At 68.7% G+C, this 22,816-nt stretch carries 21 protein-coding genes and 1 pseudogene; 13 read left to right on the top strand and 9 right to left on the bottom strand.

What is annotated here, in order from left to right:
* Window positions 1-70: 70 nt before the first annotated feature.
* The 3 genes from AB5L52_RS39055 (at window position 71) to AB5L52_RS39045 (ending at window position 2,112) form a co-directional block, all read left to right on the top strand.
* Window positions 71-673 carry a sigma-70 family RNA polymerase sigma factor gene (locus AB5L52_RS39055; RefSeq protein WP_351019117.1) on the top strand — a complete coding sequence of 201 codons (603 nt, stop codon included), beginning with the start codon at window positions 71-73 and terminating at the stop codon, window positions 671-673.
* A gap of 7 nt (window positions 674-680) precedes the next feature.
* On the top strand, window positions 681-1,490 hold the full coding sequence (locus AB5L52_RS39050) for a zf-HC2 domain-containing protein (RefSeq protein WP_351019120.1): 810 nt from the start codon (window positions 681-683) through the stop codon (window positions 1,488-1,490).
* Between the two features lie 202 nt (window positions 1,491-1,692).
* Window positions 1,693-2,112: an ATP-binding protein gene (locus AB5L52_RS39045; protein WP_351019123.1), complete on the top strand. Its 420-nt coding sequence runs from the start codon at window positions 1,693-1,695 to the stop codon at window positions 2,110-2,112.
* Here AB5L52_RS39045 and AB5L52_RS39040 read toward each other — a convergent pair.
* The 5 genes from AB5L52_RS39040 to AB5L52_RS39020 form a co-directional block, all read right to left on the bottom strand.
* Window positions 2,030-2,536, bottom strand: coding sequence for a transposase (locus AB5L52_RS39040; protein WP_369368033.1), 507 nt, complete (start codon window positions 2,534-2,536; stop codon window positions 2,030-2,032). The two genes, AB5L52_RS39045 and AB5L52_RS39040, sit on opposite strands and share 83 nt — an antisense overlap.
* A gap of 49 nt (window positions 2,537-2,585) precedes the next feature.
* Window positions 2,586-3,107 (bottom strand): GNAT family N-acetyltransferase, encoded by a 522-nt coding sequence (locus AB5L52_RS39035; protein ID WP_351019126.1) that lies wholly within the window; start codon window positions 3,105-3,107, stop codon window positions 2,586-2,588.
* 150 nt (window positions 3,108-3,257) lie between these two features.
* Window positions 3,258-3,563: a hypothetical protein gene (locus AB5L52_RS39030; protein ID WP_369368032.1), complete on the bottom strand. Its 306-nt coding sequence runs from the start codon at window positions 3,561-3,563 to the stop codon at window positions 3,258-3,260.
* A 235-nt stretch (window positions 3,564-3,798) separates the two neighbouring features.
* Window positions 3,799-4,188 carry a GerW family sporulation protein gene (locus AB5L52_RS39025; protein WP_369368031.1) on the bottom strand — a complete coding sequence of 130 codons (390 nt, stop codon included), beginning with the start codon at window positions 4,186-4,188 and terminating at the stop codon, window positions 3,799-3,801.
* A gap of 345 nt (window positions 4,189-4,533) precedes the next feature.
* Window positions 4,534-5,208 (bottom strand): hypothetical protein, encoded by a 675-nt coding sequence (locus AB5L52_RS39020; RefSeq protein WP_369368030.1) that lies wholly within the window; start codon window positions 5,206-5,208, stop codon window positions 4,534-4,536.
* Between the two features lie 734 nt (window positions 5,209-5,942).
* Here AB5L52_RS39020 and AB5L52_RS39015 point away from each other — a divergent pair.
* Window positions 5,943-6,758, top strand: a complete 816-nt coding sequence (locus AB5L52_RS39015) for an alkaline phosphatase family protein (RefSeq protein ID WP_369369041.1) — start codon at window positions 5,943-5,945, stop codon at window positions 6,756-6,758.
* Between the two features lie 146 nt (window positions 6,759-6,904).
* Here AB5L52_RS39015 and AB5L52_RS39010 read toward each other — a convergent pair.
* Both AB5L52_RS39010 and AB5L52_RS39005 read right to left on the bottom strand, forming a co-directional pair.
* Window positions 6,905-7,108: pseudogene (locus AB5L52_RS39010) on the bottom strand (M4 family metallopeptidase); the annotation flags it as partial.
* Window positions 7,109-7,435: 327 nt separating this feature from the next.
* Window positions 7,436-8,443, bottom strand: coding sequence for an NADP-dependent oxidoreductase (locus tag AB5L52_RS39005; protein ID WP_369368029.1), 1,008 nt, complete (start codon window positions 8,441-8,443; stop codon window positions 7,436-7,438).
* A gap of 1,259 nt (window positions 8,444-9,702) precedes the next feature.
* Between AB5L52_RS39005 and AB5L52_RS39000 the strand changes: the two genes are divergently transcribed.
* The 5 genes from AB5L52_RS39000 to AB5L52_RS38980 all read left to right on the top strand — a co-directional run bounded on the left by AB5L52_RS39000 (window position 9,703) and on the right by AB5L52_RS38980 (window position 15,651).
* Window positions 9,703-10,524 carry a hypothetical protein gene (locus AB5L52_RS39000; RefSeq protein ID WP_369368028.1) on the top strand — a complete coding sequence of 274 codons (822 nt, stop codon included), beginning with the start codon at window positions 9,703-9,705 and terminating at the stop codon, window positions 10,522-10,524.
* A 721-nt stretch (window positions 10,525-11,245) separates the two neighbouring features.
* Entirely contained in the window at window positions 11,246-12,262 is a 1,017-nt protein-coding gene (locus tag AB5L52_RS38995) for a GlxA family transcriptional regulator (protein WP_369368027.1), read from the top strand.
* Entirely contained in the window at window positions 12,259-14,010 is a 1,752-nt protein-coding gene (locus AB5L52_RS38990) for a thiamine pyrophosphate-binding protein (RefSeq protein WP_369368026.1), read from the top strand. The genes AB5L52_RS38995 and AB5L52_RS38990 overlap by 4 nt, the downstream gene beginning before the upstream one ends.
* Window positions 13,982-14,635 (top strand): SRPBCC family protein, encoded by a 654-nt coding sequence (locus AB5L52_RS38985; protein ID WP_369368025.1) that lies wholly within the window; start codon window positions 13,982-13,984, stop codon window positions 14,633-14,635. The genes AB5L52_RS38990 and AB5L52_RS38985 overlap by 29 nt, the downstream gene beginning before the upstream one ends.
* Window positions 14,632-15,651, top strand: a complete 1,020-nt coding sequence (locus AB5L52_RS38980; protein ID WP_369368024.1) for a 3-oxoacyl-ACP synthase III family protein — start codon at window positions 14,632-14,634, stop codon at window positions 15,649-15,651. Before AB5L52_RS38985 ends, AB5L52_RS38980 begins: the two co-directional genes overlap by 4 nt.
* A 286-nt stretch (window positions 15,652-15,937) precedes the next feature.
* Here the strand turns inward: AB5L52_RS38980 and AB5L52_RS38975 are convergent, their stop codons facing one another.
* On the bottom strand, window positions 15,938-16,852 hold the full coding sequence (locus AB5L52_RS38975) for a 4-hydroxy-tetrahydrodipicolinate synthase (RefSeq protein ID WP_369368023.1): 915 nt from the start codon (window positions 16,850-16,852) through the stop codon (window positions 15,938-15,940).
* Between the two features lie 71 nt (window positions 16,853-16,923).
* Between AB5L52_RS38975 and AB5L52_RS38970 the strand changes: the two genes are divergently transcribed.
* The 4 genes from AB5L52_RS38970 (at window position 16,924) to AB5L52_RS38955 (ending at window position 21,671) form a co-directional block, all read left to right on the top strand.
* Window positions 16,924-17,874, top strand: coding sequence for a LysR family transcriptional regulator (locus AB5L52_RS38970; protein ID WP_351578929.1), 951 nt, complete (start codon window positions 16,924-16,926; stop codon window positions 17,872-17,874).
* 252 nt (window positions 17,875-18,126) lie between these two features.
* Complete coding sequence (locus tag AB5L52_RS38965) at window positions 18,127-19,029, top strand: VCBS repeat-containing protein (RefSeq protein WP_351578932.1); 903 nt, start codon at window positions 18,127-18,129, stop codon at window positions 19,027-19,029.
* A 303-nt stretch (window positions 19,030-19,332) separates the two neighbouring features.
* The gene (locus AB5L52_RS38960) at window positions 19,333-20,157 is read left to right on the top strand and encodes a M55 family metallopeptidase (protein ID WP_351578935.1); all 825 of its coding nucleotides are present in this window, start codon (window positions 19,333-19,335) and stop codon (window positions 20,155-20,157) included.
* A 146-nt stretch (window positions 20,158-20,303) separates the two neighbouring features.
* The gene (locus AB5L52_RS38955; RefSeq protein ID WP_369362616.1) at window positions 20,304-21,671 is read left to right on the top strand and encodes an IS701 family transposase; all 1,368 of its coding nucleotides are present in this window, start codon (window positions 20,304-20,306) and stop codon (window positions 21,669-21,671) included.
* Between the two features lie 266 nt (window positions 21,672-21,937).
* Here AB5L52_RS38955 and AB5L52_RS38950 read toward each other — a convergent pair whose 3' ends face one another.
* A complete protein-coding gene (locus AB5L52_RS38950) occupies window positions 21,938-22,243 on the bottom strand; it encodes a hypothetical protein (protein ID WP_351019171.1) in 306 nt (101 codons plus the stop codon).
* Window positions 22,244-22,816 lie beyond the last annotated feature (573 nt).

The following is a 22,816-nucleotide window of genomic DNA, read 5'->3' as shown; positions in this document are numbered from 1 at the left end:
CAGCAGGTCGCCTCAGGTATCACATGGCACGCAGCACGACAAAAGAACCTGTATGCGTAATGATCGTCTTATGCCATGGAGTGCCCGTAAACGTGGCCAAACTGCCGATACGGATCGCTCCGCGCGCCGTGTCCCTGGTGAAGGGACCATTTCGGCCACGGACGAGGAACTCATCCGCGCTCTGTATGCCGAGCACGCGGGTCCCCTGTTCCACTACGCGCTGCGCCTGACGTCAGGAGACCGGCAGTGGGCCGAGGATGTCGTACAGGAGACGCTGCTGCGGGCGTGGCAGCACCCCAGCGCGTTCGAACCCCGACGTGGCCCTGCCAGGGCCTGGCTGTTCACGGTCGCCCGGCACCTCGTCATCGACGCCCACCGGGCCCGGCGAGCCAGGCCTGCGGAGACGGGCGGCGAGGCCCTGGAGCGGGCCGCCGAGCAGACCGGGGGCGAGGACCAGATCGAGCAGGCACTGCAGAGCTGGGCGGTGGCCGACGCCCTCCGGACGCTGTCCCCGGACCATCGCGCCGTACTGGTCGAGACGTACTACCGGGGCCACACCATGGCGGAGGCCGCGGGCGTACTGGGCATCCCGCTCGGCACGGTCAAGTCTCGGACGTACTACGCCCTGCATGCCCTCAGGCTCGCGCTGCAGGAACGAGGCATCGAGCCATGACCGAGGCGTGGAGGAGGTGCCGGCCATGAACACGGACCACGACGCCGTGCGGATGGCGCTGGGAGGGTACGTCCTGGGCGCGCTGTCCCCGGCCGAGATGGAACAGGTACGCGCCCACCTGACGACATGCGACGCATGCCGGACGGAGCACGAGCAGTTGGCCGGACTGCCGGCGCTGCTGGCGATGGTCACAGCGGCCGAAGCGGCAGGCCAGACGGTGCCCGCCGACAACGAAGACCTGGCCGACGGCTTGGTGCGGCGGGCAGCCGAGAGCACGCAGGGTGCACCGCAGGCACCGTCCGGCGTGTCCGCGGCGCCTCGGGCTCCCGAGGCAAGGCTGATCGACAGGATGCTCCAGCAGGCCGCGGCCAGGCGCCGCAGGACCTGGCGGTTGCAATTGGCAGGTGCGGCCGCTTCCCTGATGCTGGTCGCGGCGGCGGCGGTCGGCGGCACCTGGCTGGCAACCAGCACATCCGTGACAAGTCAGGGTAAGCAGCCTGGACCCGCCGCGCCGACTCCGTCGCGCACCTTCTCCGGAAACGATTCCACCACCGGCGTCACCGCGCTGGTAAAGGTCTTCCCCTCGGCCTGGGGCAGCGTCGTGCAGGTCTCGGCCCATGGTGCGCCGGCCGGCGTAATCTGCCGATTGCAGGCAATCGGGCCCGGCGGCACCAGGGCGGACGCCGCTACCTGGCGAGCCGGCGAGTACCCGCCCGGAACGAAGATCACAGGGGCGGTCCCCATGCCTCCGGGAGCCATCGAGCACTTCGAGATCGTCGCCGGGACCGGCCAGAAGCTGGTCACGATCCAGGCGTGAGGCCAGCCGGAAGCTGACAAGCCTGGAACCGGAAGCTGACAAGCCGGGAAAAGGTGTGAATCTCTCGAACCGTATGCCACTCGCCGTGCGTTTCACCGGATGAGCGCTCACCTGCAGGTTCCGGCACAGCGGCCGCCTCCGCGTTCTTGGCGGTCCTCACCTCGATCCAGCCTCCGCATCCGCACAGAAGAGCCAGAAGACCATGTTTGTGACCGATTCCGAGCGCACCAGCTCAGGGCCCTGTTCCCATCGGGCGACGCTGACCCTGCCCGCACGGGAGGCGCATGTGTCCGCCGCACGTCACTTCACGGCGGATCTGCTGGAGTGCTGGAGCGTTCCCGAGAGCGAGCGTGACTCCGCCGTTCTCATCGTCGACGAACTCACCGCCAACGCCGCCCAGTACGGCCGTGAGTGCATGACGTTGGTACTCGACCTCGACCACGGCGCCCTGCATATCGTGGTCAGCGACTCGGGAACCGCGGTGGAGCACGGTGCGCACGACATCGCACCGGACGAACACGGCCGCGGAACCGGCATCGTCACGTACCTCGCGCAGTCGACCGAGATCCGCCAGACGCACAGCGGCCGGGAAGTCCGCGCCTGCCTCCGGTGCTCGGCATGACGGTCTGGGCCACCAGCACGACCGCGACCATGTCGTAGAGCGACGCTGCACAGAGCCGAAAGAGTGACCCTCGCCCCTGTCGGCGATGGCCGCGGTCACCACCCACGTGGATGACTTCGCGTGGCCGCGCCCCATGATGAGGCTCGGATCCGTGCGGCAGTCCCCCCGTGCGTGCCTGGGCTACGGCAAGGAGGTGGTCGCATGTGCCGTCGGCACTCCAGCGGGCGAAGCGCCCATGGACGGTCTGCCAGGGGGCCGAACCGCTCGGGCAGGTCCCGCCCCACTGCAGACCGGTGCGGAGTGTGAACACAATGCTTTCGAGGACCTGGCGGAGATCCCGCCACCAGCCGTGAGACCGCCCCGGAGGCCGCAGCAACGGCGCGATCATCACCCACGCAGCGTCGGAAATCTCCCCGAGCCTCACGACCGGACCAACGATCCGGTGATCGGGAAGAGACGCCCTCGCCTCCGTCCTACCCCGCCTGCCGGAGTTCCTTCTCCAGCAGCGTGAAGGACTTGGGCGGCCCGCCCGGCTGCGGCTTGCCCTCCTTGTGGCCCACTACGCGATAACCGGCGTTCTGGTAGTAGGCGTTGAGCTGTGCATTACCGGCCAGGCAGTCCAGGCGCACACATGTCCGTCCCACCGCGGTCACTCGGCGTTCCGCAGCGCTCAGCAGCAGCCTCCCTGTCCCGGGCGCGGCGACAACCCGGTCCACCATGAGCCGGTGCACGTATCCGGCCACGGGCGGCTGCGGGCCCCAGGCGGCCTCGTCCTCCCACCACAGCTCCCAGGCGCCGGTGATACACCCGCCGACCTCCGCGAGCCAGACCTCGCCATGCGCCATCACCTGGCGAAAGTGGCCCTCGTCCAGCTCGCCCGGCCGCCACTGCCCAGTGATGCCGCGGGTCAGCATCCAGCGTGCCGCATCGTCGCGGAGGCGGACGAGGTCGGCCAAGTCGGCCTCAGTGGCCCGGCGGACGCGCAGATCATTCACCCGTGGATCCTCGCACACGCGTCCAGCGACGATCTCCGCCAGATCTGCTGTTGCTCCGCAATCAGTGATCGGCAAGACGCTTGCTAAGCCGGCTTGGGGGAAGTTTCTTGCTGTTGCTCGCTGTTGCTCGGAGCCGGTTTCATTGCTGGGTCATGGCCTGGTCGACGGCCCCACCGCGGGAGTCGGTGCTGGTCTGGGCACGCTGCGAGTAGTCCTCGTACTTCGCCAGCTAACGGCGGCGCCCCTTGAACGCCTGGCCATGTGCGCCGAGGCGTTGTCCAGCACAACGACCGTGCATGGCCTGCGGCGTTCCCAGAGGGGCATCACATGGATGCCGAGGCCGTCGGTGGCCAGGCCCAGCACGTCCGCTCCACCGCCCAGGCCCGCCAGCCGTACGCAGACGAACTCCAGCAGCGTCCCCGCGTCGATCTTCCCGTCGGTTTCTGGTGTCCGCACGCGATACCACCGCCCGTCGGCCAGTCCGCAGAGATTCTCTCTCCCCTCCGGCGCTCGGCCTGCAGCCAGTCGCACAGGGCCGGGGCACTCCACGTGATCCCCACCTCGGCCGAGACGTGGACCAGCTCGGCCAGCGCGATCCGGTCGTCGGGTCCCAGAAGCTTTGCCGGACGGCCTGAGCGAGGGACGCCTACCCGACGCAGCCAACTTCACCGGATCCACGGACGCCCCTGCTTCAGCGCCTCCCGCGCCGCGCCAGGTAGCACAGGATCGCGGCCCCGGCCAGGAGGCCGCCCGTCAGCGGTACGAGGACGTTCACCCAGGGATCGCGGATGGGCTTGTACGTGGTCTTGCCCTCTTTGATCTCGATGAAGCCGAGCGGCCTTGCTTCGGCCCCGCCGCCGACCACGCCGCCCTCACCGGCCTCCTGGCCGGTGTTGCCGCCGAAACCGAACCCGATCCGCGCCACGGGAATCACAGTGACGTCCTGACTCACGATGGGCTCGCCGAACACGACGGTGCCCGGGGCCCGGCCGCCGAGCTTGTCGGCCAGCTGTTTCAGCAGAACGGCAGAGACATGGTCTGCCGCCCTCGTTTCCAGCGGTGCGTTCTCGGAGGCGGTCATCGGGGGCCGCCCTCAGCCGGGCGTTCGGCCGGGCTCAGAAGGTCGATGGCAGCCGGGGGGGACATTCGAATCTCGGCAAATGCGAAGCAGTCCACCACCGTGAGGATACACGCAGCCGGGGTCAGGAAGGGGGGATCGTCAACCAGGCCATGCCCCAGCAGCGAGACCGGCTCCGAGCATCAGCGAGCATCAGCAAGGGACTTCACCCAAGCCGCTTAGGCCCGCCTGTCGGCCCACGAACCTCCTCTTGGGGCCGTCGCTACCCGCGCTGACCACCCTGCTGAGCTGTGCCGGCTGCCTCGCGGGGATACGGACCGCGAGGCAGCGCGGCGTGCCATCGGTGGGTCAGCCTCGGACGACGATCGTCTTGGCCTTACCGGAGCGGTTGGAGCAGGACCGCTTCTCCTCAGTGGTCATCTTCCTGGACTTGACGACCACCGCGTTGCTCTGACCGTCCGTCCCGTTCGGGGCGGGCCCCGTGATGACGTCGGGGACGAACCAGAAGTAGTGACCCCACTTCCGGTTGTCGTAATGGGTCTGCCATGTGCCGGAGACGGTCTGCATCACCTGCGCGCGGGAGATCCAGCCGACTTCACCGGGATTCACCGTCATGTTGACGGAGCTGGTCACCGAGTGCGTGCTCGACCAGGTGTGGCTGTAAGTCGCCGTCACGCTGAGGTCGATGATTCCCGCTATCTTGCCGCCGGCGGTCACGGACACGCCCGCCGAGTCCGTGGAACCGACTGTGTCGGACCAGGTCATCGACTGGGTGGCAGGCGAGGTGCTGCAGTTGTAGAGCGAATCGGAGACCCGGTGGAAGCCTCCGAGATACGCCTGGTCCAACTTGGGGTCGTTGAAGGTGCACTTCCCTTCACCCGAGTCGCAGTCGGCTATGAGCTGTGCCCGAGTCGGCTGGTCATCGGCTGAGGCTGGAGCGGCTATCGCCGCGACCATGCCCAGGGCAGCCGCTGAGAGCGCCAGCATCCGTCCGCCGTAGCGCATCCTGCGGTCGTTCGCCATACATGTGCCTTTCGCTGTGCATGAGGGGGGTCGGCGATCGCAGGAAGAGCGACCGAGGTGTCACCGCGATCACCGCCTGTTGCCATCCAGAAGGGGCAACAACTGACTTGTTTACACGACCAGTTGGTGAAATCCCAGCCGTGGGAAACTTTCTGCCTGTCAGTGATCGGCGGACCTGCTTCGCCTCCGCGATGCCGTGACCGCCAGAGGCACCCGCCAGATTGAGGTGGACGAGGCGCATGCAGGAGCGGACGGTTGTTCAGGGTGTCCAAGACCAAGAATCTGCTGGCAATGGACCGTGCTGAGTCACCACCGCGCGGATGAGACTGAGCCTGTCAGAGGCACATGAAGCGCGCCCCGGCGTGTGCTGTGCGGCAACAGGCCGACGGATTCTGCCAGTTCCCCTCATGACTACAGTGCAGTCCACGCTCCATCCGTGCGGTGGGGAACCGGTTCCGGCGCGGGGCCCGGGTGTCCGGGGCAACCCTCCGGAAGGTGAACACAGGAGATGGTTGAGCCTCCGGCAGCCTACGGCTGTTTGACGGGTTTTCATCGCCAGTGACCTGAAGGCCCTGACTGCGCCGCTCTACTCTCCTACCGCCTGATCAGAAAGGACCTGATCAGTGGACAACCTCCCCGCTCTCCGCTCACACAGGAGGTCCACCGTGTCCTTGCTGTCCCGCATCAAGCGCTCGCACCGGGCGCTCTCCCTTGTCACCGCCCTCCCCGCCGCCCTGGTCGGGGTGTGCGTCGCCGCCCCGGCCGCGCAGGCCGCCGCTCTTCCCACCCCCGACCACGTGGTCGTGGTGGTGTTCGAGAACCACCCCTACGAGCAGGTCATCGGCAGCACGAGCGCCCCGTACCTGAACAACACCCTGAAGGTCGGCGGCGGCAACCTCACCAACTCGTTCGCCATCACCCACCCCAGCCAGCCGAACTACCTGGATCTGTTCTCCGGCAACAACCAGGGCATCACCAACGACAACTGCTACACCCCGCAGTTCAGCAGGGCTGCGAACCTCGGCTCCGAGCTCATCGCCGCCGGCAGGACCTGGGGCAGCTACAACGAGGGCCTGCCCTCCCAGGGCTCCACGGTGTGCACCAACTCCGCCACCAAGTACGCGCGGAAGCATAACCCGTGGTTCGCCTTCAGCAACGTTCCGCTGAACACGGCGCACACGTTCGCGCAGTTCCCGACGGACTACACGACGCTGCCGAAGGTCTCGTTCGTCACCCCGAACCTGTGCAACGACATGCACGACTGCTCCATCTCGACGGGCGACACGTGGCTGAAGAACAACCTCGGCGCCTACGCCACCTGGGCCCAGACGCACAACAGCATCCTGGCCGTCACCTTCGACGAGGATGACAGCTCACACAGCAACCACATCGCCACCGTGTTCTACGGTGCGCATGTCGCGCCGGGCAGCACGACCTCGACGCACTACAACCACTACAACGCGCTGCGCACTCTTGAGGACCTGGCCGGGCTGACGACCCACGCCGGGGCCGCGGCCGGCGCCTCCGACATCGCCGGCATCTGGAACTGACCTCGGGGCGGGCTTCAGGCAAAGCAGCTCCGCCGCGGTGAAACAGCTTCAGGACCGCCGCGTCCCAGGAGGCGGCGGTCCTGTCCGTCCGGCCGGCTGCAACAGATCGGGCGCGTCGGTGGGGGCGGTGGGTCGGTGCGTGAGAGGACGTTGACCGTGCTCCAGGCCTCGGCCACGGTGACGAGCTGGGGGCTGGTGGCGCCGTAGAGATCCTTCGCCGCGCTCGGAGTCGCGGTGCGGGCACCCTTGTAGTCCGTGGAGGAGGCCAAGTAGACGGTCAGCGCCCGGTATCAGATGGCGGAGGCCTTCCGGTTGCCGATGCCGGTGACGGTGAAGCCGTTGCAGGTGGGCTGTTGCAGGGGACGCCGTTGATGGTCTTTGGCACCGCAGTGCTCATGGGTGAACTCCATCAGCGCACGGTTGGCGTCGGGGTCGGAGAGGTCACAGACGCGGACATGGCTGCCGACCATGTCGGCCACCTCGCGTCCATCCACCCCACACGTCGAGGTCCGCGACGACCACGCGCCCCCACCCCCGCCCCGACCCCCGCCTTCGCCGGCGTCAGTGCCGTGTCCCGGCCCAGTCCGCCGACACCGTCGGTGACCATGTCCACCTTGCCTTGAAGCGCGGCGCCGTCCGTCTGTCCTGGCCGGCGGCGGCATCGCTCCGAACGGCGGTCATTCCAGCTCCAGGACGAGCTTGCCGACGTTCTCCCCGCGGAAGAGCATCTGCAACGTGTCGGGGAAGTCGTCCACACTCCCCCTCACCACATGTTCCTTGACCTTGATGTGGCCGGCTCCGATCCAGGCGGAGATGTCCTGGGCGGCCTGCGCGTAACGCTCCGCGTAGTCGAAGACGACGAAGCCCTCCATGCGGGCGCGGCGCACCAACAGCGAGAGGTAGCTGGAAGGACCCTTGACCGGCGTGGTGTTGTTGTACTGGCTGATCGCACCACAGATCACGACACGCGCGTGCATGGCCAGTCGCGTCAGAGCCGCGTCTAGGATGTCCCCTCCGACATTGTCGAAGTAGACGTCGATGCCGTCGGGGGCGTGCCGCCGCAGCGCCTTCCTGACATCCTCGGCGCGGTAGTCGATCGCCGCGTCGAATCCCAGTTCATCGATGAGCACGGAGCACTTGTCCGGCCCTCCGGCGATGCCGACGACCCTGCAGCCCTTCGCCTTCGCGATCTGACCTGCGATGCTGCCGACCGCCCCGGCCGCCCCCGACACCACGACGGTCTCGCCGTCCTTCAGTGCCCCGACGTCCAGCAGGCCGAAGTACGCGGTCATGCCGGGCATGCCCAGTGCGCCGAGATACGTCGAGGGCGGGGCGAGGGCGGTGTCGATCTTGATGGCGCCCTTGCCGTCGGAGACCACGTGCTCCTGAACGCCGAACATGCCGACCACATGATCTCCCGGCTGGAAGTCGGGGTGGTCCGAGGCGGTGACCTCGATGACCGATCCGGCGCGCATCACCTCGCCGATGCCCACCGGCGGCAGGTACGAGGGACGATCGTCCAGCCAGCCCCGCATCGCAGGGTCGAGGGAGATGACGCGCGTCCGGCCCGCGAACCGGCCCGGGCCCGGCTCGTCGACAGGCCCTGAACCGTGCTGCCAGTCATCGGGTTTGACCTCGCCCACGGGGCGGGCTGCCAGACGGATCTGGCGGTTGGTCGCAGACATCACGCCTCCTGTCGCTCACGCTTCACCGCAGGATACCGACCAGTAGGTACGTCGACGTGTGTGATGTTCGCCATATGCCGCGCTCAGCCCCTTCGTGGTGCATGTCATGCTGGTGCTGCAAGGAGGCCGCCCTTCGGCCGGGCACCTGGCTCGGAGCGTGTCAGACCCGGATTCCACGGGAACGCCCGGGCGGGCGGGAAGAGCGCGAGCCGGCGCTGGGCCCGATGGCGTTCGGTGATGCCCTCGATCATCTCGCCCCCCCGGGATGCGGCCGGAGCGGTCCTCCGTCCCGAAGGACGAGACCGCCATGACCCGCTCTCCAGTCGGATCCCACTTCAGACGAACAAGTTGCTCGGAATAGACCAGCAGTCTCCCGGTCTCCATCACCTGACGTACCCGGTCCACAGCTTTGCGGGCCCGGATCCCTCTTTCCACGTGCCGTCCGTCGCGGTGCCGTACCTTCAGCACCCCGGGCCAGCCGCCGGCTCTCCTCGCAGCAGGCCACCGGTCGCCTGGGGAAACACCGTGGGAGTCGGGTCTCGTCGTCGGTTCCGTGGCGGGGCTGCGCGCCTTGCCGCCACCGACTCGCCCGCCTACGACAGGTCCAAGGCGGGCCTGTTCGGGCTCACCCGCCATGCCGCCATGACGCCAAGGAGGGTGCGCCGCGCGGGATCCGCGCCGACCTGGTCGTCCCGGGCCCGATCGACACCCCGATGAGCCGCGAGGCCTCGGGTCTTCGGGCATCACCTGCATACCGCCCGGGCCGCCAGGGCACCCCCTGGGCACCGCCTGGGAGGTGGCCGAAGTCGTCGCCTTCCTGCCGAGCGGGCCGACTCTTTGCAGCTGTTCACCGGGCTTCACGTCTGCCAGGTTTGTGCACCGCTTACCACAGCCCTTCCCTGGCCGGGCACTTCATCGCGTCCACGGCCTTGTGCGGGCGGGAGGCTACGGCCCGGACGAGGCCACGTTGTTCTAGGGTCGGTGACCTCGGCGCCACGCGCTCGCGCCCTTGACAGCCCGCCCTCCCACCTGAAGGCTACCGACCAGTCGGTATGAGGAGGCTGAGGGTGACCGAGCTGAGCAACTCCACTATCGCGGGCACGTTCGACGCGATCGTGGTGGGTCCGCCCGAGGGCCGCCCGGTCCTGTAGGAGGTGCCGAAGACACTGAGCCGCCTGCTGCCACAACGCCCGCGAACGCACTGCGAGTACAGGACCACGACGCACATCCCGCTCATCGACTCCCCGAAGAGGTGACCCATGAAGACAGCACATGCGGCCTGGCGCCGGCTCGAACCCGTACACGGCATGATCTACTTCGTCCCCGAGGCAAGACAACGATACGCGGACCTGGGACTGAGCGGACGCGCCGGGTACTTCGCCTCCCGGAGCGCCGCGTTCGGCCGGGCATCCGCCGAGCTGATCATCTCCACCTTCTACAACTTCAATCCCGCATTCGTACGCCAGGCGATCGACGGGGTCTGGGACGCGACGACGCCGCAACAGGTGCTGGATGCGCGGTACGCCGCAGCGGGCGATGCCCTGCGGCGGGCCGGAATCCACGAGCTGCCCCGCTTGCCGGAGGTCCTCACACTGGTGCGCCGGGCAGCCGAGGCGGCCTGCGAACACATGGAGGGCCGCCCGCTGTTCGCCGCTCACGCCGCACTGCCGTGGCCGGAGGAGCCGGTACTGCAGCTGTGGCACGCCCAGACGCTGCTACGGGAGTTCCGTGGAGATGCCCATGTCGCATGCCTGCTGAGCGAGGGCGTCGGAGGCCTGGAGGCCCTGATTCTGCATGCCGCCACCGGTGAGATTCCGGTCGACTTCCTCAAGGCGAGCCGCGCATGGCCCGAGGAGCAGTGGGCCGAGACCGAGGAACACCTGCGCAAGCGAGGTCTCCTCGACGGCGACTCCCTCAGCCCGGAGGGCGCCCTCCTGCGCCGGCACATCGAGGACCGCACCGACCGTCTGGCCCTGCCGGCCTACGCCGCCCTGGGTGAAGCCGGCTGTGAGCGTCTCGCCGAACTCGCGAGCCCCTTCGGCCGCGCCGTGGTCGAAGCCGGCCTTCTCAAACTCGGCTGACCCGGCCTCGTACGCCCTCCACGTCGCGCTCGATCTGCTGGAACTGGTGGCCATATCCTGCGAGAAGAGGACGCGGCGGCTCGACTTCGCGCCCGGTTCACGCGCCGCTCCCTGCCCGCAGAGGCGCGAACCGGCCTCGCCAACGCGCCGTTACCGCGCCGTTGATCCCGCTGACCGGCCGGCACACTTCCCTCCGTAGGTAAGCCGGCAGGCACACTTCCCTACGGAGGGACTCGGCCCGGCGAGCGTCACTACGACGGCTCTGCCGAGCCCCCCTCGCCCCCGCAGCTTCCGTCAAGCGCCGCGCCATCTCGATGCGCAGCGCACTGTCATGCCTCGAACCGCACCGAGCCGCGTCGACCGGGAAATGCTGAACGCAGCCGCAGCCTCTGGCCCTTGCCTTTCGACGGCGCCCTCGCCCCCCAAGCCCGCACTCGACGCGCCTGATGCACATCGCTCCGGCATCGCGCACACAGGCCGTCTGGCCTCAGATCTGAGCCGTGGCTGGCCGCGACATGCGATGGGCCAACGACGGTCGACGAACAGCGACGACACGAGCCGTCCCGTGAGCTGTCCTGTGAGCTGTCTCACCCCTCGCTGTCTGCTCGGCGCGCGAAGTGCCTGACCAGCGCCCTTCCTTCCCGTCCGACGGCGCACGCTGGCCGGATACGTCAGTAATCTGTCATTGCAGCCAGTGCGGCGCCCGATACAGGCTGTGACCGTGTTGGAGCGACGTGTTGTTGTGGTGGTGTACGCGGGCGCGATGGCCCTGGACATCACCGGACCGATTGAAGTGTTCGATACCGCGAACCGGCTCCTGGGCCCCTCGGGCACCCACTACCGGACCGACTTCGTCTCTGCCGACGCACCACTGGTGCGGATGAGTTCGGGTGTGGTGATGGAGGCCTCGCCACTGGAGGCGGGGCAGGGCCCGATCGACACGCTCCTCGTGCCGGGCGGATGGAGTCTCGACAGCGCGCTCAGAAATCAGGCTCTCGTGTCCTGGATCGGCAGGGCAGCGGCCCGGTCGCGCAGAGTGGCCTCCGTATGCGGCGGATCCTTCCTGCTCGCGGAGGCGGGGCTCCTCGACGGCAGACGCGCCACCACGCACTGGGCGTACAGCGAGGCGATGGCGTGCCGCTATCCGGATGTGACGGTGGACGCCGAGCCGATCTTCGTCTGGGACGGCCCCTTCGTGACCTCCGCGGGCGTGTCGACGGGCATCGACATGGCGCTGGCTCTGGTGGAAGCCGACCATGGATCGGCGCTCGCGCTGGAGACGGCACGGTTTCTGGTGCTGTTCCTCAAGCGGCACGGAGGACAGTCCCAGTACAGCGCCGTCCTCGACGCCCAGTTGGCCGACCATCCGCCGATCCGGGCGGCACAGGAGTGGATTCTCGACAACCTGGACAAGGCGCTGCCCGTGGCCGAGATCGCGCAGCAGGCCAACATGAGTCAGCGCAACTTCGCCCGGGTCTTCCGGCGCGAGGTGGGCACGACGCCCGGCCAGTACGTCGAACGGACGCGTATCGCCCGCGCACGCGAACTGCTGGAAACCACAGACCTGACGATCAGGCAGATAGCCGGCCGCTGCGGATTCGCCGCCACCGAGACGTTCTTCCGTTCCTTCGGACGAACCCTGGGACTCAGTCCCAAGGAATACCGGCTCCGTTTCCAGGTCATCTCGCCGTCCGGCCTCATCGACCACCGCCACGACAGGGAGGGGAGCCCCGCATGACCACCACGATCTCGGAGTTGCCCGAGACACGAACGGTACGCCTGGTCGACCATCTGGCCGGGGAACTCGCCAGGGCCGGCGTCACCCACGTGTTCGGGGTCGGCGGCGCGAACATCGAGGACCTGTATGACGCTGTGCACCGCGGAGGCACAGTCCGCGGCATCGTCGCCAAACACGAGTTCTCCGCCGTCACCATGGCCGACGGATACGCACGTACCACCGGGCGCCTCGGCGTCGTTGCCGCCACCTCGGGCGGTGGGGCGATGAACCTCGTACCGGGTCTGGCGGAGGCGTACGCCTCCCGGGTGCCCGTGCTGGCCCTGGTGGGCCAGCCGCCGACCGGCCAGGAAGGGCACGGGGCGTTCCAGGACTCCAGCGGCAAGGCGGGCTCCTTCGACGCACGGGAGGTCTTCGCACCCGTATCCCGGTTCTGCGCCCGGGTCGACGACGCGGACTCGCTCCCGGAGTTGCTGCCTCGGGCAGTCGCGGCGGCACAGGCCGATCCGCGCGGGCCGGCCGTGCTGTTGCTGCCCAAGGACATACAGCAGGCACGGATCCGGGTGCCCGCCCGCGACGCGGCCCCGATACCGGGCGGCCCCGCGACGGCCTCCGCGGCGCGGCCCGACACCGCTGCCGTCAGCGCCGTGTCGGACGCCCTGCGCGGAGCCGGTCGGGTCCTGGTCATCGCCGGTGAGGATGTCGCCGCCGCCGACGCACGTGACGATCTGGCCGAACTGGCCCGGCGCCTCGGGGCATGGGTGGCCGTCACCCCCGACGCCAAGGACGTCTTCGACAACCGTGATCCCCGATTCGCGGGCGTGGCCGGGGTGATGGGGCACGCCAACGTCGAGGACTGTCTACGGCGGGCCGACCTGTGCCTGCTGGTCGGCACCCGACTGCCGCTCCTGGCACGCGGGGGCCTCGACGAGGCCCTGGCCGCGACCGACGTCGTCTGTCTCGGTCCGGAACCGCCGTTCGTGGCAGGCACCGCACTCGGCGGGAACCTGCGGGACGCACTCCGCGCGGTGACGAGCCGACTGCCGTCGCACCCACGTCCCTGCCCGCCGCACGCCGGCCCCCTTCCCACACCCATGCCGGGTCCGCTCGTTCAGGCCCAGGAGCGAACCGTCCCCCATGCCCAGGCGATCGCCGCGGTGGAGGCGGCACTCCCCCAGGACGCACACGTCTTCGTGGACGCCGGCAACACAGGAGCCGGCGCGGTCCATCTCCTCCCGGCGCCGCGCCACGGCCGCTTCGTGGTGGCGGTCGGCATGGGCGGCATGGGCTACACCTTCGGTGCCGGCATCGGCGCCGCGCTCGCCACCGGCCGACGCACCTACGTTCTCGCAGGCGACGGAGCCTTCTTCATGCACGGGATGGAAGTGCACACCGCCGTGGAGTACGACGCACCCGTGACGTTCGTGGTCTTCAACAACAACGCCCACGCCATGTGCGCACTGCGAGAGGAGTTCCTCCAGGGCGGGGTCCGCAGCGACGACCTGTTCGCCCCGACCAACCTCGCCGCCGGAGTGGCCGCCGCCTTCCCGTCCCTTGAGGCCACGGGAGCCCTCGACGCGGCGCACCTGCGCACGGCCCTGCTGCGCAGCAACGCGGCCGGCGGCCCGGCGTTCGTCGCAGTGGCTTGCGACCCCCGCGAGATCCCCCCGTTCCTTCCCTTCCAGTCCTTCACCGAAGCCGCCAAGAGCAAGGAGGGTTCAGATGAACGAGGAGTCGTCCACGTTGGCTGACATCCCCGGTCTGATACGCATCGAGAACGCCGGCAAGGAGGAACTCACCGCCCGCTGCATGGAACTCACCCACGCGGTCTACCCCCACCATCAGGTCTACGGGCAGTACTGCACCATCCACGAGTACGTCGACTGCCCCCCGGAACTGGCCTACGACTACCTGCGGCAAGGACACCATCTGGAGGAGTGGACCTGCAGCCTGCGGGACTTCGCGCCCACCGGCTCACCGGGGCTGTGGGTCGGTCACGACCGGTTGGAGGACGACACCAGGATCTATTGCAAGGTGCTAGCGAACCCCGAGGCCATGACCGTGGACTACCACTGCTCCTGGGACCAGGGCGAGAAGCTGTGGATGATCTACCTGATGCGTGTCGTACCCGCCCGACTGGTTCTCGACAAGCCGGGTTCGGTGATCACCTGGACCAACTGCCGACACCCCTACTACGACGACAACCCGCACCCCGACCTGGCGCCCGGCCCGGACCGCCCCTGGGTGGGCGACTACTGGGACCTCTTCTACGCAGGGCACACCGTGGAGATGCACAACCTCAAGGCCATCCTGGAACACCGTCACCGGCGCGGCCTGCCGATCGGTTCGGCTCCGACGAGGGCGGTGGCGCAGTGACCACGGTCAGCCTCACCGACGTGGCGAGCTACCTGCCCGGCAAGCCGGTCCCCGCGGAGTTCTACACGGACTTCCCCGGAGCCGAGGACAAGCTCCGCGACCATCCCATGTTCAGGGTCCCGCCGTTACGGCATCACGTGGCCAGGGACGAGACCAACGCGGACATGGTCGAGCGCGCCGTACAGCCCCTGATCGAACGGCACGGCAGGGCCGCGATCCGAGGTGTCGACGTGCTGTTGGTGCACAGCCAGTTGCCGGACCTGCCGTTCGTGGGCGCCGGAACCGAGGTGGCGCGCCGGCTGGGCCTGAACCCGGAGTGGCTCGTCGACGTGGCCACCGCGGGCTGCGCGTCCTTCGTGCACATGGTGAAGCTGGCCCGGCAGATCCTCACCTCCACCGATGCGAAGACCGCGCTGATATGCAACGCGCAAAGCGCCGCGGGGCAGTGGTTCACCCAGTCCGAGGTGCGGAAACTCGCCCAGGCGGCGGTCCCGGGCGACGGGTGCGGTGTCGGGTACGTGACGACGTCGGCACAGTCGCCGGTCCTGGACGTGGAGACCCGGCACATCGGCGAGTACGCCGGCGACATGACCGTGGCGGTCGACGACGGTCGCAAGTACTGGGAGCCGGGAGAGTCCCAGCTGCGGATCGGGTTCACCGACGCCGGCGTCGCCAAGGTCCTGGCACGCGGGAACCGCCTCGTCCCCGAGGTGGTCACGGACCTGTGCCGGCGGCTGGGCGTGGCGAGCACGGACATCGATGTCCTCATCACCAACCAGCCCAACCGTGCCTTCTTGCGGAACTGGCGCGAGGCGCTCCAACTGCCGGCCGAACGGCACCTGAACACCTTCGATGAATACGGGAATCTGTTCGGAGCGGCGATCCCGATCACCCTGGACCGCGCGATCGGCTCCCGGCAGGTGAAGGAAGGCGACCTGATGGTGCTCGGGGGATTCGCCCATGCCGGCGACTTCGCCGGTGCCGTCGCCGTTCGCTGGCACGGCGGACGGAACTGAACCACGGACATCTCCGCGCTGCACCGTCATACGGGACCTGCGCGAGTACCGACCGTCGGCTTCCGTGGAGGAGCCGGAGCGTAGGCCAAGTCCGAGCGCAATTCCCCGGGACTCACGGCGACGAACCCGAACTAGGCAGGACGACATAGCCGCGTTCGACCCTCCCGTCCACGGCCCCTCGACGGCCATTCGCAGTCCGAGGGTGACCAGCACGGTCCCGCTGACGGTGTCCAGCCGACGGCGGACGGTCGTCCGGCGAAACCACGCACCCCGCCGGCTCGCGGGGTCAGGCCGGGGACGTGTGGCGTGCACGGCTGTTGGCCAGGAGCGCCGCTCGGCGGACCGTACTGGCGGAAGCGGCCAGCAATGGCAACCGGACGGCCGGGCTCGGAATGCGTTCCTGAGCGTGCAGTACTCCCTTGATCACCGTCGGGTTCGGTTCAGCGAAGAGAGCAGCGGACAACCGGGCCAGCTCGGCTCCGAGCCTGCGAGCGGGTGCACCGCAGCCACGCCGCCACAACGAGATCAGTTCGGCGTAGTCGGCGGTGCGGACATTGGCCGATGCGACGATTCCGCCGTGGGCGCCCGCCGCGACGAGCGGTGAGATGACGACGTCGTCGCCGCCGAGCACGGCGAAGCCGGGCGGGGGGCAGCCGAGCAACTCCACCGTGGTCGCGTCGATCGCGCCGGTCGCGTGCTTGATCCCGACGATCCCTGGTAGACGGCCGAGTGCGGCGATCGCGCCGGCGCTGAGGGTCTGTCCGGTGCGGTAGGGGATGTCGTACACGATCAGCGGTATGCCGCCGTGTTCGGCCAGCGCGGTGAAATGCGCCAGTGTCCCCGCTTCACCGGGTCGGATGTAGGGCGGCGCGGGAACCAGCGCTGCGGCTATGTCGCCGGTGGCCGCCAGCTCGCGCAGCGACTTGACGGCGGTGGCGGTGTCGTTGGTGCCGACACCGACGATCAGTGGGGCGCCGTGTCCCTGGCAGGCGGCTGAGCAGATGCGCACCACAGTCTGCTTCTCCTCCGCGGTCAACGCGGCCGACTCCGCGGTGGTGCCGAGGGCGACGAGTCCGGAGGCGCCGGCTGACAGCGCCTCGTCGGCGAGTCGGGCCAGCGCGTCGGGGGCCAGGCGCAGATCGTCGGTGAACGGAGTCACCAAGGGGACATACAGGCCGTCGAAGAGGCGATTGGGCTTCATGGTCCTACCCTGGCTCACACTGATCCGGTAGATCCATTTCTGATTTCTACCTCAATACCTAAGGTGAACTTATGCTCGATGTTCGTCGTCTCCACCTGCTTCGCGAGCTGGACCGGCGGGGCACGATCGCGGCCGTGGCCGAGGCGCTGACGTTCACCGCATCCGCCGTCTCCCAGCAGCTGGGTGTGCTGGAACGTGAGGCGGGCGTGGCCTTGCTGGAACGCAGCGGCAGGCGCGTGATCCTCACGCCCGCAGGCCGGTCCCTCGTCGCACACGCCGACGCCGTGCTGCAACGCCTTGAGCTGGCGGTGTCCGAGCTGGCCGGCGCGCGGGAGGGCATCGGTGGGCCGTTGCGTATCGGGACCTTCCCCTCCGGTGGCCACACCATCGTGCCCGCCGCGCTGGCCGAGTTGACTCAACGGCATCCCGCACTGGAACCGATGGTGCAAGAGATCGACTCTGCGCGCGTCTCCGACGGTCTGCGAGCCGGCGAACTCGATGTGGCCCTTGTCCATGACTACGACTTCGTACCCGCGTCACCGGACACCGCGGTGGACGAGGTACCCCTGCTGGAAGAGCCGATGTACCTCGTGACCGATACCGCGACCACGGCCACGGCCACGGCCACCAGCCGCAGTGACACGCTGGCAGAGCTGCTCGGTCCCCATGCCGACGTCCCGTGGATCACCGCGCGGGATGGCACGACCGGTCACGCGATGGCCGTGCGCGCCTGCCAGGCGGCCGGGTTCCAGCCGAGAATCCGCCACCAGGTCAACGACTTCCGCACCGTGCTGGCCCTGGCCGCCACCGGGCAAGGGGCCGGTTTCGTACCGGAAATGGCCACTGCGCACAGCCCCGCAGATGTGGTGTTGACCAAATTGCCGTTGTGTCGTCGCTCGAAGGTCGCCTTCCGCGCGGGCGGCGGTACTCATCCGGCGATCGCCGCTTTCGTGGCTGCGGCAACAGCGGCGGTGGGCCGCACGCTGGGTCGAGGACTCGATGAGAAGACCGCGATGCGCTAGGCGGACTCCGCACAGACCCCGCTGGTCAGCCATGCCCGCGGAGTTTCTGACTGACGAGCAGGCCGAGACGTACGGCAAGTTCGCTGCCGTGCCGGCGCGTCCGGAGCGGTGCCGTCTGGGCGGAATTGCGCATTCCGTACCCCACCGCAAAACCGCTGGGACAGACGTGCGAAGATCCGGACAATGATGCGGGCGCTCCCCATATCCATACAGAGCGCACCGCCTGATTCCGCATACCTCATGGAGTCATACGTGACCCAGTCTTCCCGGCGTGCACGTGCCCTGTCGCGTCTCGTCACCTCGGCGATCGCCGTCGCCCTGGTCGGCACCACCGCCGGCACCGCTCTGGCCGACGCCCCTGCGACGACCGTTCCGGCGAAGAACGTCGCCCGGAGCGCCTCCGCGGCCGGTCAGCACAAGCCCACCCCCGCCGCGCCGGACTTCTTCCTGTCCGGGATCCTGCCGTCGGGCCAGATGTACGTCTACTCGCCCGATGGGAAGGGCGGCTTCGACGAACGGTCGGGTGCCTACGTCTGGCCGCACTTCAGGTACGGGGTGTCGATCGACCCCGATCTGACCGGCTACCAGGACGGTGCGTACCACGTCATGGACGACGGCACGCTGAACCTCTGGCGCAACGCGCGCCTCAAGAAGGTGGCCAGTGGCTGGGGTCAGTACAACCTCGTCTTCTCCCCCGGCACCCTGGTCGGCGCCAAGCACCCCGACCTGCTGGCCCGCGACAAGCAGGGCATCCTCTGGCGCTTCCAGACCAAGGCGGACGGCTCGCTGGCACCGCGCGTCGAGGTCGGCCCCGGCTGGAGCCAGTTCACCCAGATCACCGGCCAGGGCGACCTGACCGGCGACGGCAAGCCGGACATAGTCGCCCGCGACAAGCAGGGCGTCCTGTGGCTGTACAAGGGCACGGGCGATGCGCGCAAGCCGTTCGCCTCCCGGGTGAAGGTGAGTGCCGGCTGGAACCAGTTCAACAAGCTGGTGGCGACGGGTGACGTGGACGGCGACGGCCACAGTGACCTGCTCGCCCGGGACCTCGAGGGCAACCTGTGGCTGTTCAAGGGGACGGGCAAGGCGGCCGCGCCCCTCAAGTCCCGAGTCAAGGTCGGCACCGGCTTCAACCAGTACCGCGACCTCTTCTGACGTGAGAGAGCCGAGTTGACGTCCTGCGCCGGCGTCACCATTCGCGGCTGGGACATCGGGAAGTGGCCGGCTGGACCACGCCAACGCATCTTCCGAAAGGGCCTGATCGCCACGCGGCGTGTACCGCATCGCGGGAGGCCATGGGAAGAGCGCAAGGTGCCAGGGCCCGGACAGAGAACCGTCCGGGCCCTGGCGCCTGTCAGGGTTGACTGCACCAGCACGCCGACTACCGGACTTTCCCGGCCCGGGACGATGATGTGTTCCTGACTCCCCAACTCGTCACCGATGTTGAGAGGAACACGGATGAGGGTCTTCATCTCGTCGGACATGGAGGGCACCGCAGGGGTCGTCGACTGGAACCAGTGCCGGCCATCGGGCTCCGAGTACGAGCACTATCGGGAGTTGCTGCAGCAGGAGGTCAACGCGGCGATCGAGGGCGCGGCGGCGGCCGGCGCACAGGAGTTCCTGATCAACGACTCGCACTCGGCGATGTCCAACCTGCGGCCGGACCGCCTGGCACGCCGGGCTCGTTACCTGTCCGGCCGGCACAAGCCCCTGTACATGATGCAGGGACTCAACGCGTCGTTCGACGCGGTCTTCTTCGTCGCCTACCACGGATCGATGTCCGGAGCCGCTGCCACCCTGTCGCACACCTACAACCCACGTGCGATCGCCGAGGTCCGGATCAACGGCGTGCCGGCCGGAGAGGCCGCAATCAACGCCTTGGTCGCGCTCGGGCACCGGGTTCCGGTCGTGCTGATCACCGGCGACGACGTCACCGCCGCACAGATGGAGCCGTTCTGCCCCGGCATCCAGGCGGCAGTGGTCAAGAACTCGGTCTCCCGCTTCGCCGCCGACAGCCTGCACCCGGAGGAGGCCCGCGAGGTGATCACGCGGAGCGCTGGTGCCGCGATGCGCCGGCTGGCAGACGCCCGCCTCCCCACGATCGCCCTGCCGGCAAGTCTTACCGTCCGCTTCAACAACGCGGACCTGGCCGAGATGGCGACCTGGATCAACGGCGTGGTCCGCGAGGACGACCTCACCGTCCGCCTGCGCGATGACGACCCAGTCCGCCTGTACCGCACCTTCGTCACCCTCGTCCTGCTCACCCGCGGCATCGCCGAGTAGCGGTAGTTCGTTAAATCCGGTGGCGGTGCGGGTTGACGGCAGGTCGGATTGGCCGTAGGTCGGGTGGTAGGGGTCAACAAGTTCAACCGCCTTGCTGGGGGCTGAAGATGACTGCTCGCCGCCCGTGTCCGCCTGCGCCGGGGCCGTTGGAAGAGTACGCGGCCCGGTTCGACGACCTCTTCTTCAGCCTGGCCCAGCGGCGGGGGTTTCGCGAGTACCTGACCGGACTGCTGGCGCCGCGGGAGCGGAACAAGACGATCACCTGCCTGGCAGGTGCGGAGCCGGTGGCGGGTGCGGGGATGCCGGGGGTGCAGCGGCTGCAGTTCTTCCTGTCCGAGTCGCCTTGGGAGGCCGAGCAGGTCAACGACCGGCGGCTCGAGCTGCTGCGCGAGCAGCCGGCGACCGCTCCGCACGACGGCGGGGTCATCGTGATCGACGATTCCGGGGACCGCAAGGACGGCACGGCGACCGCGCATGTCGGCAGGCAGTGGCTGGGCCGGCTGGGCAAGACGGACAACGGCATCGTCACGGTGACCACGGTGTGGACCGACGGCCGCGTGTACTACCCGCTGCACGCGACTCCCTATACCCCCGCCCATCACTTCGACCGCGGCCGGTCCGATCCGGCCTTCCGCACGAAACCGCAGCTGGCCGCCGCCCTCGCGGCCCGCGGGAAGGAGGCGGGCTTCGGCTGCCGCGCGGTGGTCGCCGACTGCGCCTACTCCGTCAGCGACGACTGGTACCTCGCCCTGCGCGAAGCCGGCCTGGCCTACGTGGTCGCGCTCAAGCCGCACCGCGGCACCTGGGCTCGGGCCGACCAGCCGCACACCCCCATCGAAGCCGCCCATGCCCTGGCCTGGAAGGATGCCAGGCGTCCAGGCGACTGGACACCCGTTGAGCGTCACTTCCGCGACGGGCACACCGAGACCTGGTGGGCCGCCGATGCCCGCCTGGGCGGCTACGGACCCGACTCACCCTGCCGGCTGGTCGTGGCCACCACCGACCCGGCAGGCCTGCCGGAGAAGGCCACCTGGTATCTGGCCACCAACCTGCCCCACCCCGACGCCCCGCACGCCACCACCGGCCCGCACCCGCCGGCCGACCTCGCCGAGATCGTCCGCCTCTACGGACTGCGGCCCTGGATCGAGCAGAGCTACAAACAGATCAAGGACGAACTCGGCTGGGCCGACTTCCAAGTCCGCTCCGACCGAGCCATCCGCCGCCACCAGACCCTGGTCAACTGCGCCTTCTCCTTCTGCTGGGACCAGTGGTTCACCCCCGGACCCCTGGATGCCACCGCGCCCGACCCGTGCCCCGACGAGGGCCCAGAGAGGGGGCCAAGCCTTACCCCACCAGCCCCAACAGCCCTGCTGGCCCAGGGCCTTACGGGCCATCCGCTCCTGGCTCACCCCAGCCATCACCCTCACCCGATGGTGGCGAGCCTGGACGGACACGGACCCACCCTCCGAGCTCCAGGCGCTGATCAACGCGGTCACCACAGGACACGGCATTGACCTCTATCTCCGGATTTAACGAACTACCGGTAGTCCGCGCTGTTCCTGCGGACGCGCCCATGCACCGGTAGGCCCTCTCGCGAAAGGGCGCGGGAGGGCCTACCGGTGTGCAGGTGGATCTTCGTCTCACAGGTCGTCAAGCCGGGGCAGTTGCACAGCTCAGGCGGCCGCAACACCGCGTACAGGACGAGGGAGCCCAGAACAGTCCGCCCGCAGCGGCGGGTCCCGGCGCCGGGCGGGTGGCTCGGCGCCGGGACCCGTGCGATCTACTTGCCGATGACGAGGGTGTTGTTGCACCCCAGGCTTGAGCCGACGTTGGTCTTCTGCGGGCCGGGTGAGCCCTTGCCGTTGGACCGGTTGGCCTCCCGGCCGTTCTCGTACCCGGACTCGCCCTGTACGTCCTCGTTCTCTTCGGTCGTCGTGCATGAGGTGCCCTGGTTGATGATCGTCGTCGTGCTCTCTCGACCGTGGTGCCCTTTCCCTTGGCCGTGAGCGTAGGCGGTGCCGGCGCCGAGGAGGCCGACGGTACCGAGAAGGAGGGCCACGACAGCGGTCTTGCGAGTCTTGCGCATGTCTTCTCCGAGCCTTGAAACGGACGCGTACGCGATCCGCCACGTCATAAGATGACGAGAGGTTAAAGCACAAATGCCCGATATCCGCTCGTCGGCACGCCGCATCGTACGATCAACGAGCACGGGCGTCGACCCGGCGGCCGGCCCAACTCCCCTGTGCTGTCAAGGCATCACGAGGCGGAACGCGGGCCTGGGCGCTCCGCGCAGAACCACCCGTGTGGCCGCGCCGCGAGCGTGCTGCGGCATGGGCCATTCGGCGCTGAACTCGGGCCCACCGACGAAACTCCCGTGCGTCGACGCCGAGTTCGCCTCACGACGGCGCGGCTCGACGATGTCAGCCGCCGCGTACAGCGAGAAACGATCTACGGCAGCGTGGGAAGCAGCCACGGGACTGGGGCACGTCGCCCCTGGCCACGGAGACTCGTCCGTGCCCCATCGGCGGATCTCGGCTTGCCGTGCCGATGCGCTCGCGCCTCGTACGATCATGGAGGGTGCGGGGCCGCCGGGAGTGATCGCCGCTTTCGGTGCCGCCGAGCGCCGAGCCCACCTTGTGGGAGCCACACGGTGCCGTGT

Source organism: Streptomyces sp. CG4 (assembly GCF_041080655.1).
Lineage (GTDB): Bacteria > Actinomycetota > Actinomycetes > Streptomycetales > Streptomycetaceae > Streptomyces.
This window is presented reverse-complemented; position numbering and strand designations above follow the sequence as displayed.

Bases quoted from the DNA above. Each gene is read 5' to 3' on its own strand.
- AB5L52_RS39055 (WP_351019117.1), top strand. From the start codon at position 71: ATGCCATGGAGTGCCCGTAAACGTGGCCAAACTGCCGATACGGATCGC.
- AB5L52_RS39045 (WP_351019123.1), top strand. From the start codon at position 1,693: ATGTTTGTGACCGATTCCGAGCGCACCAGCTCAGGGCCCTGTTCCCAT.
- AB5L52_RS39025 (WP_369368031.1), bottom strand. From the start codon at position 4,188: ATGACCGCCTCCGAGAACGCACCGCTGGAAACGAGGGCGGCAGACCAT.
- AB5L52_RS39020 (WP_369368030.1), bottom strand. From the start codon at position 5,208: ATGGCGAACGACCGCAGGATGCGCTACGGCGGACGGATGCTGGCGCTC.
- AB5L52_RS39005 (WP_369368029.1), bottom strand. From the start codon at position 8,443: ATGTCTGCGACCAACCGCCAGATCCGTCTGGCAGCCCGCCCCGTGGGC.
- AB5L52_RS39000 (WP_369368028.1), top strand. From the start codon at position 9,703: ATGAAGACAGCACATGCGGCCTGGCGCCGGCTCGAACCCGTACACGGC.
- AB5L52_RS38990 (WP_369368026.1), top strand. From the start codon at position 12,259: ATGACCACCACGATCTCGGAGTTGCCCGAGACACGAACGGTACGCCTG.
- AB5L52_RS38985 (WP_369368025.1), top strand. From the start codon at position 13,982: ATGAACGAGGAGTCGTCCACGTTGGCTGACATCCCCGGTCTGATACGC.
- AB5L52_RS38975 (WP_369368023.1), bottom strand. From the start codon at position 16,852: ATGAAGCCCAATCGCCTCTTCGACGGCCTGTATGTCCCCTTGGTGACT.
- AB5L52_RS38970 (WP_351578929.1), top strand. From the start codon at position 16,924: ATGCTCGATGTTCGTCGTCTCCACCTGCTTCGCGAGCTGGACCGGCGG.
- AB5L52_RS38960 (WP_351578935.1), top strand. From the start codon at position 19,333: ATGAGGGTCTTCATCTCGTCGGACATGGAGGGCACCGCAGGGGTCGTC.
- AB5L52_RS38950 (WP_351019171.1), bottom strand. From the start codon at position 22,243: ATGCGCAAGACTCGCAAGACCGCTGTCGTGGCCCTCCTTCTCGGTACC.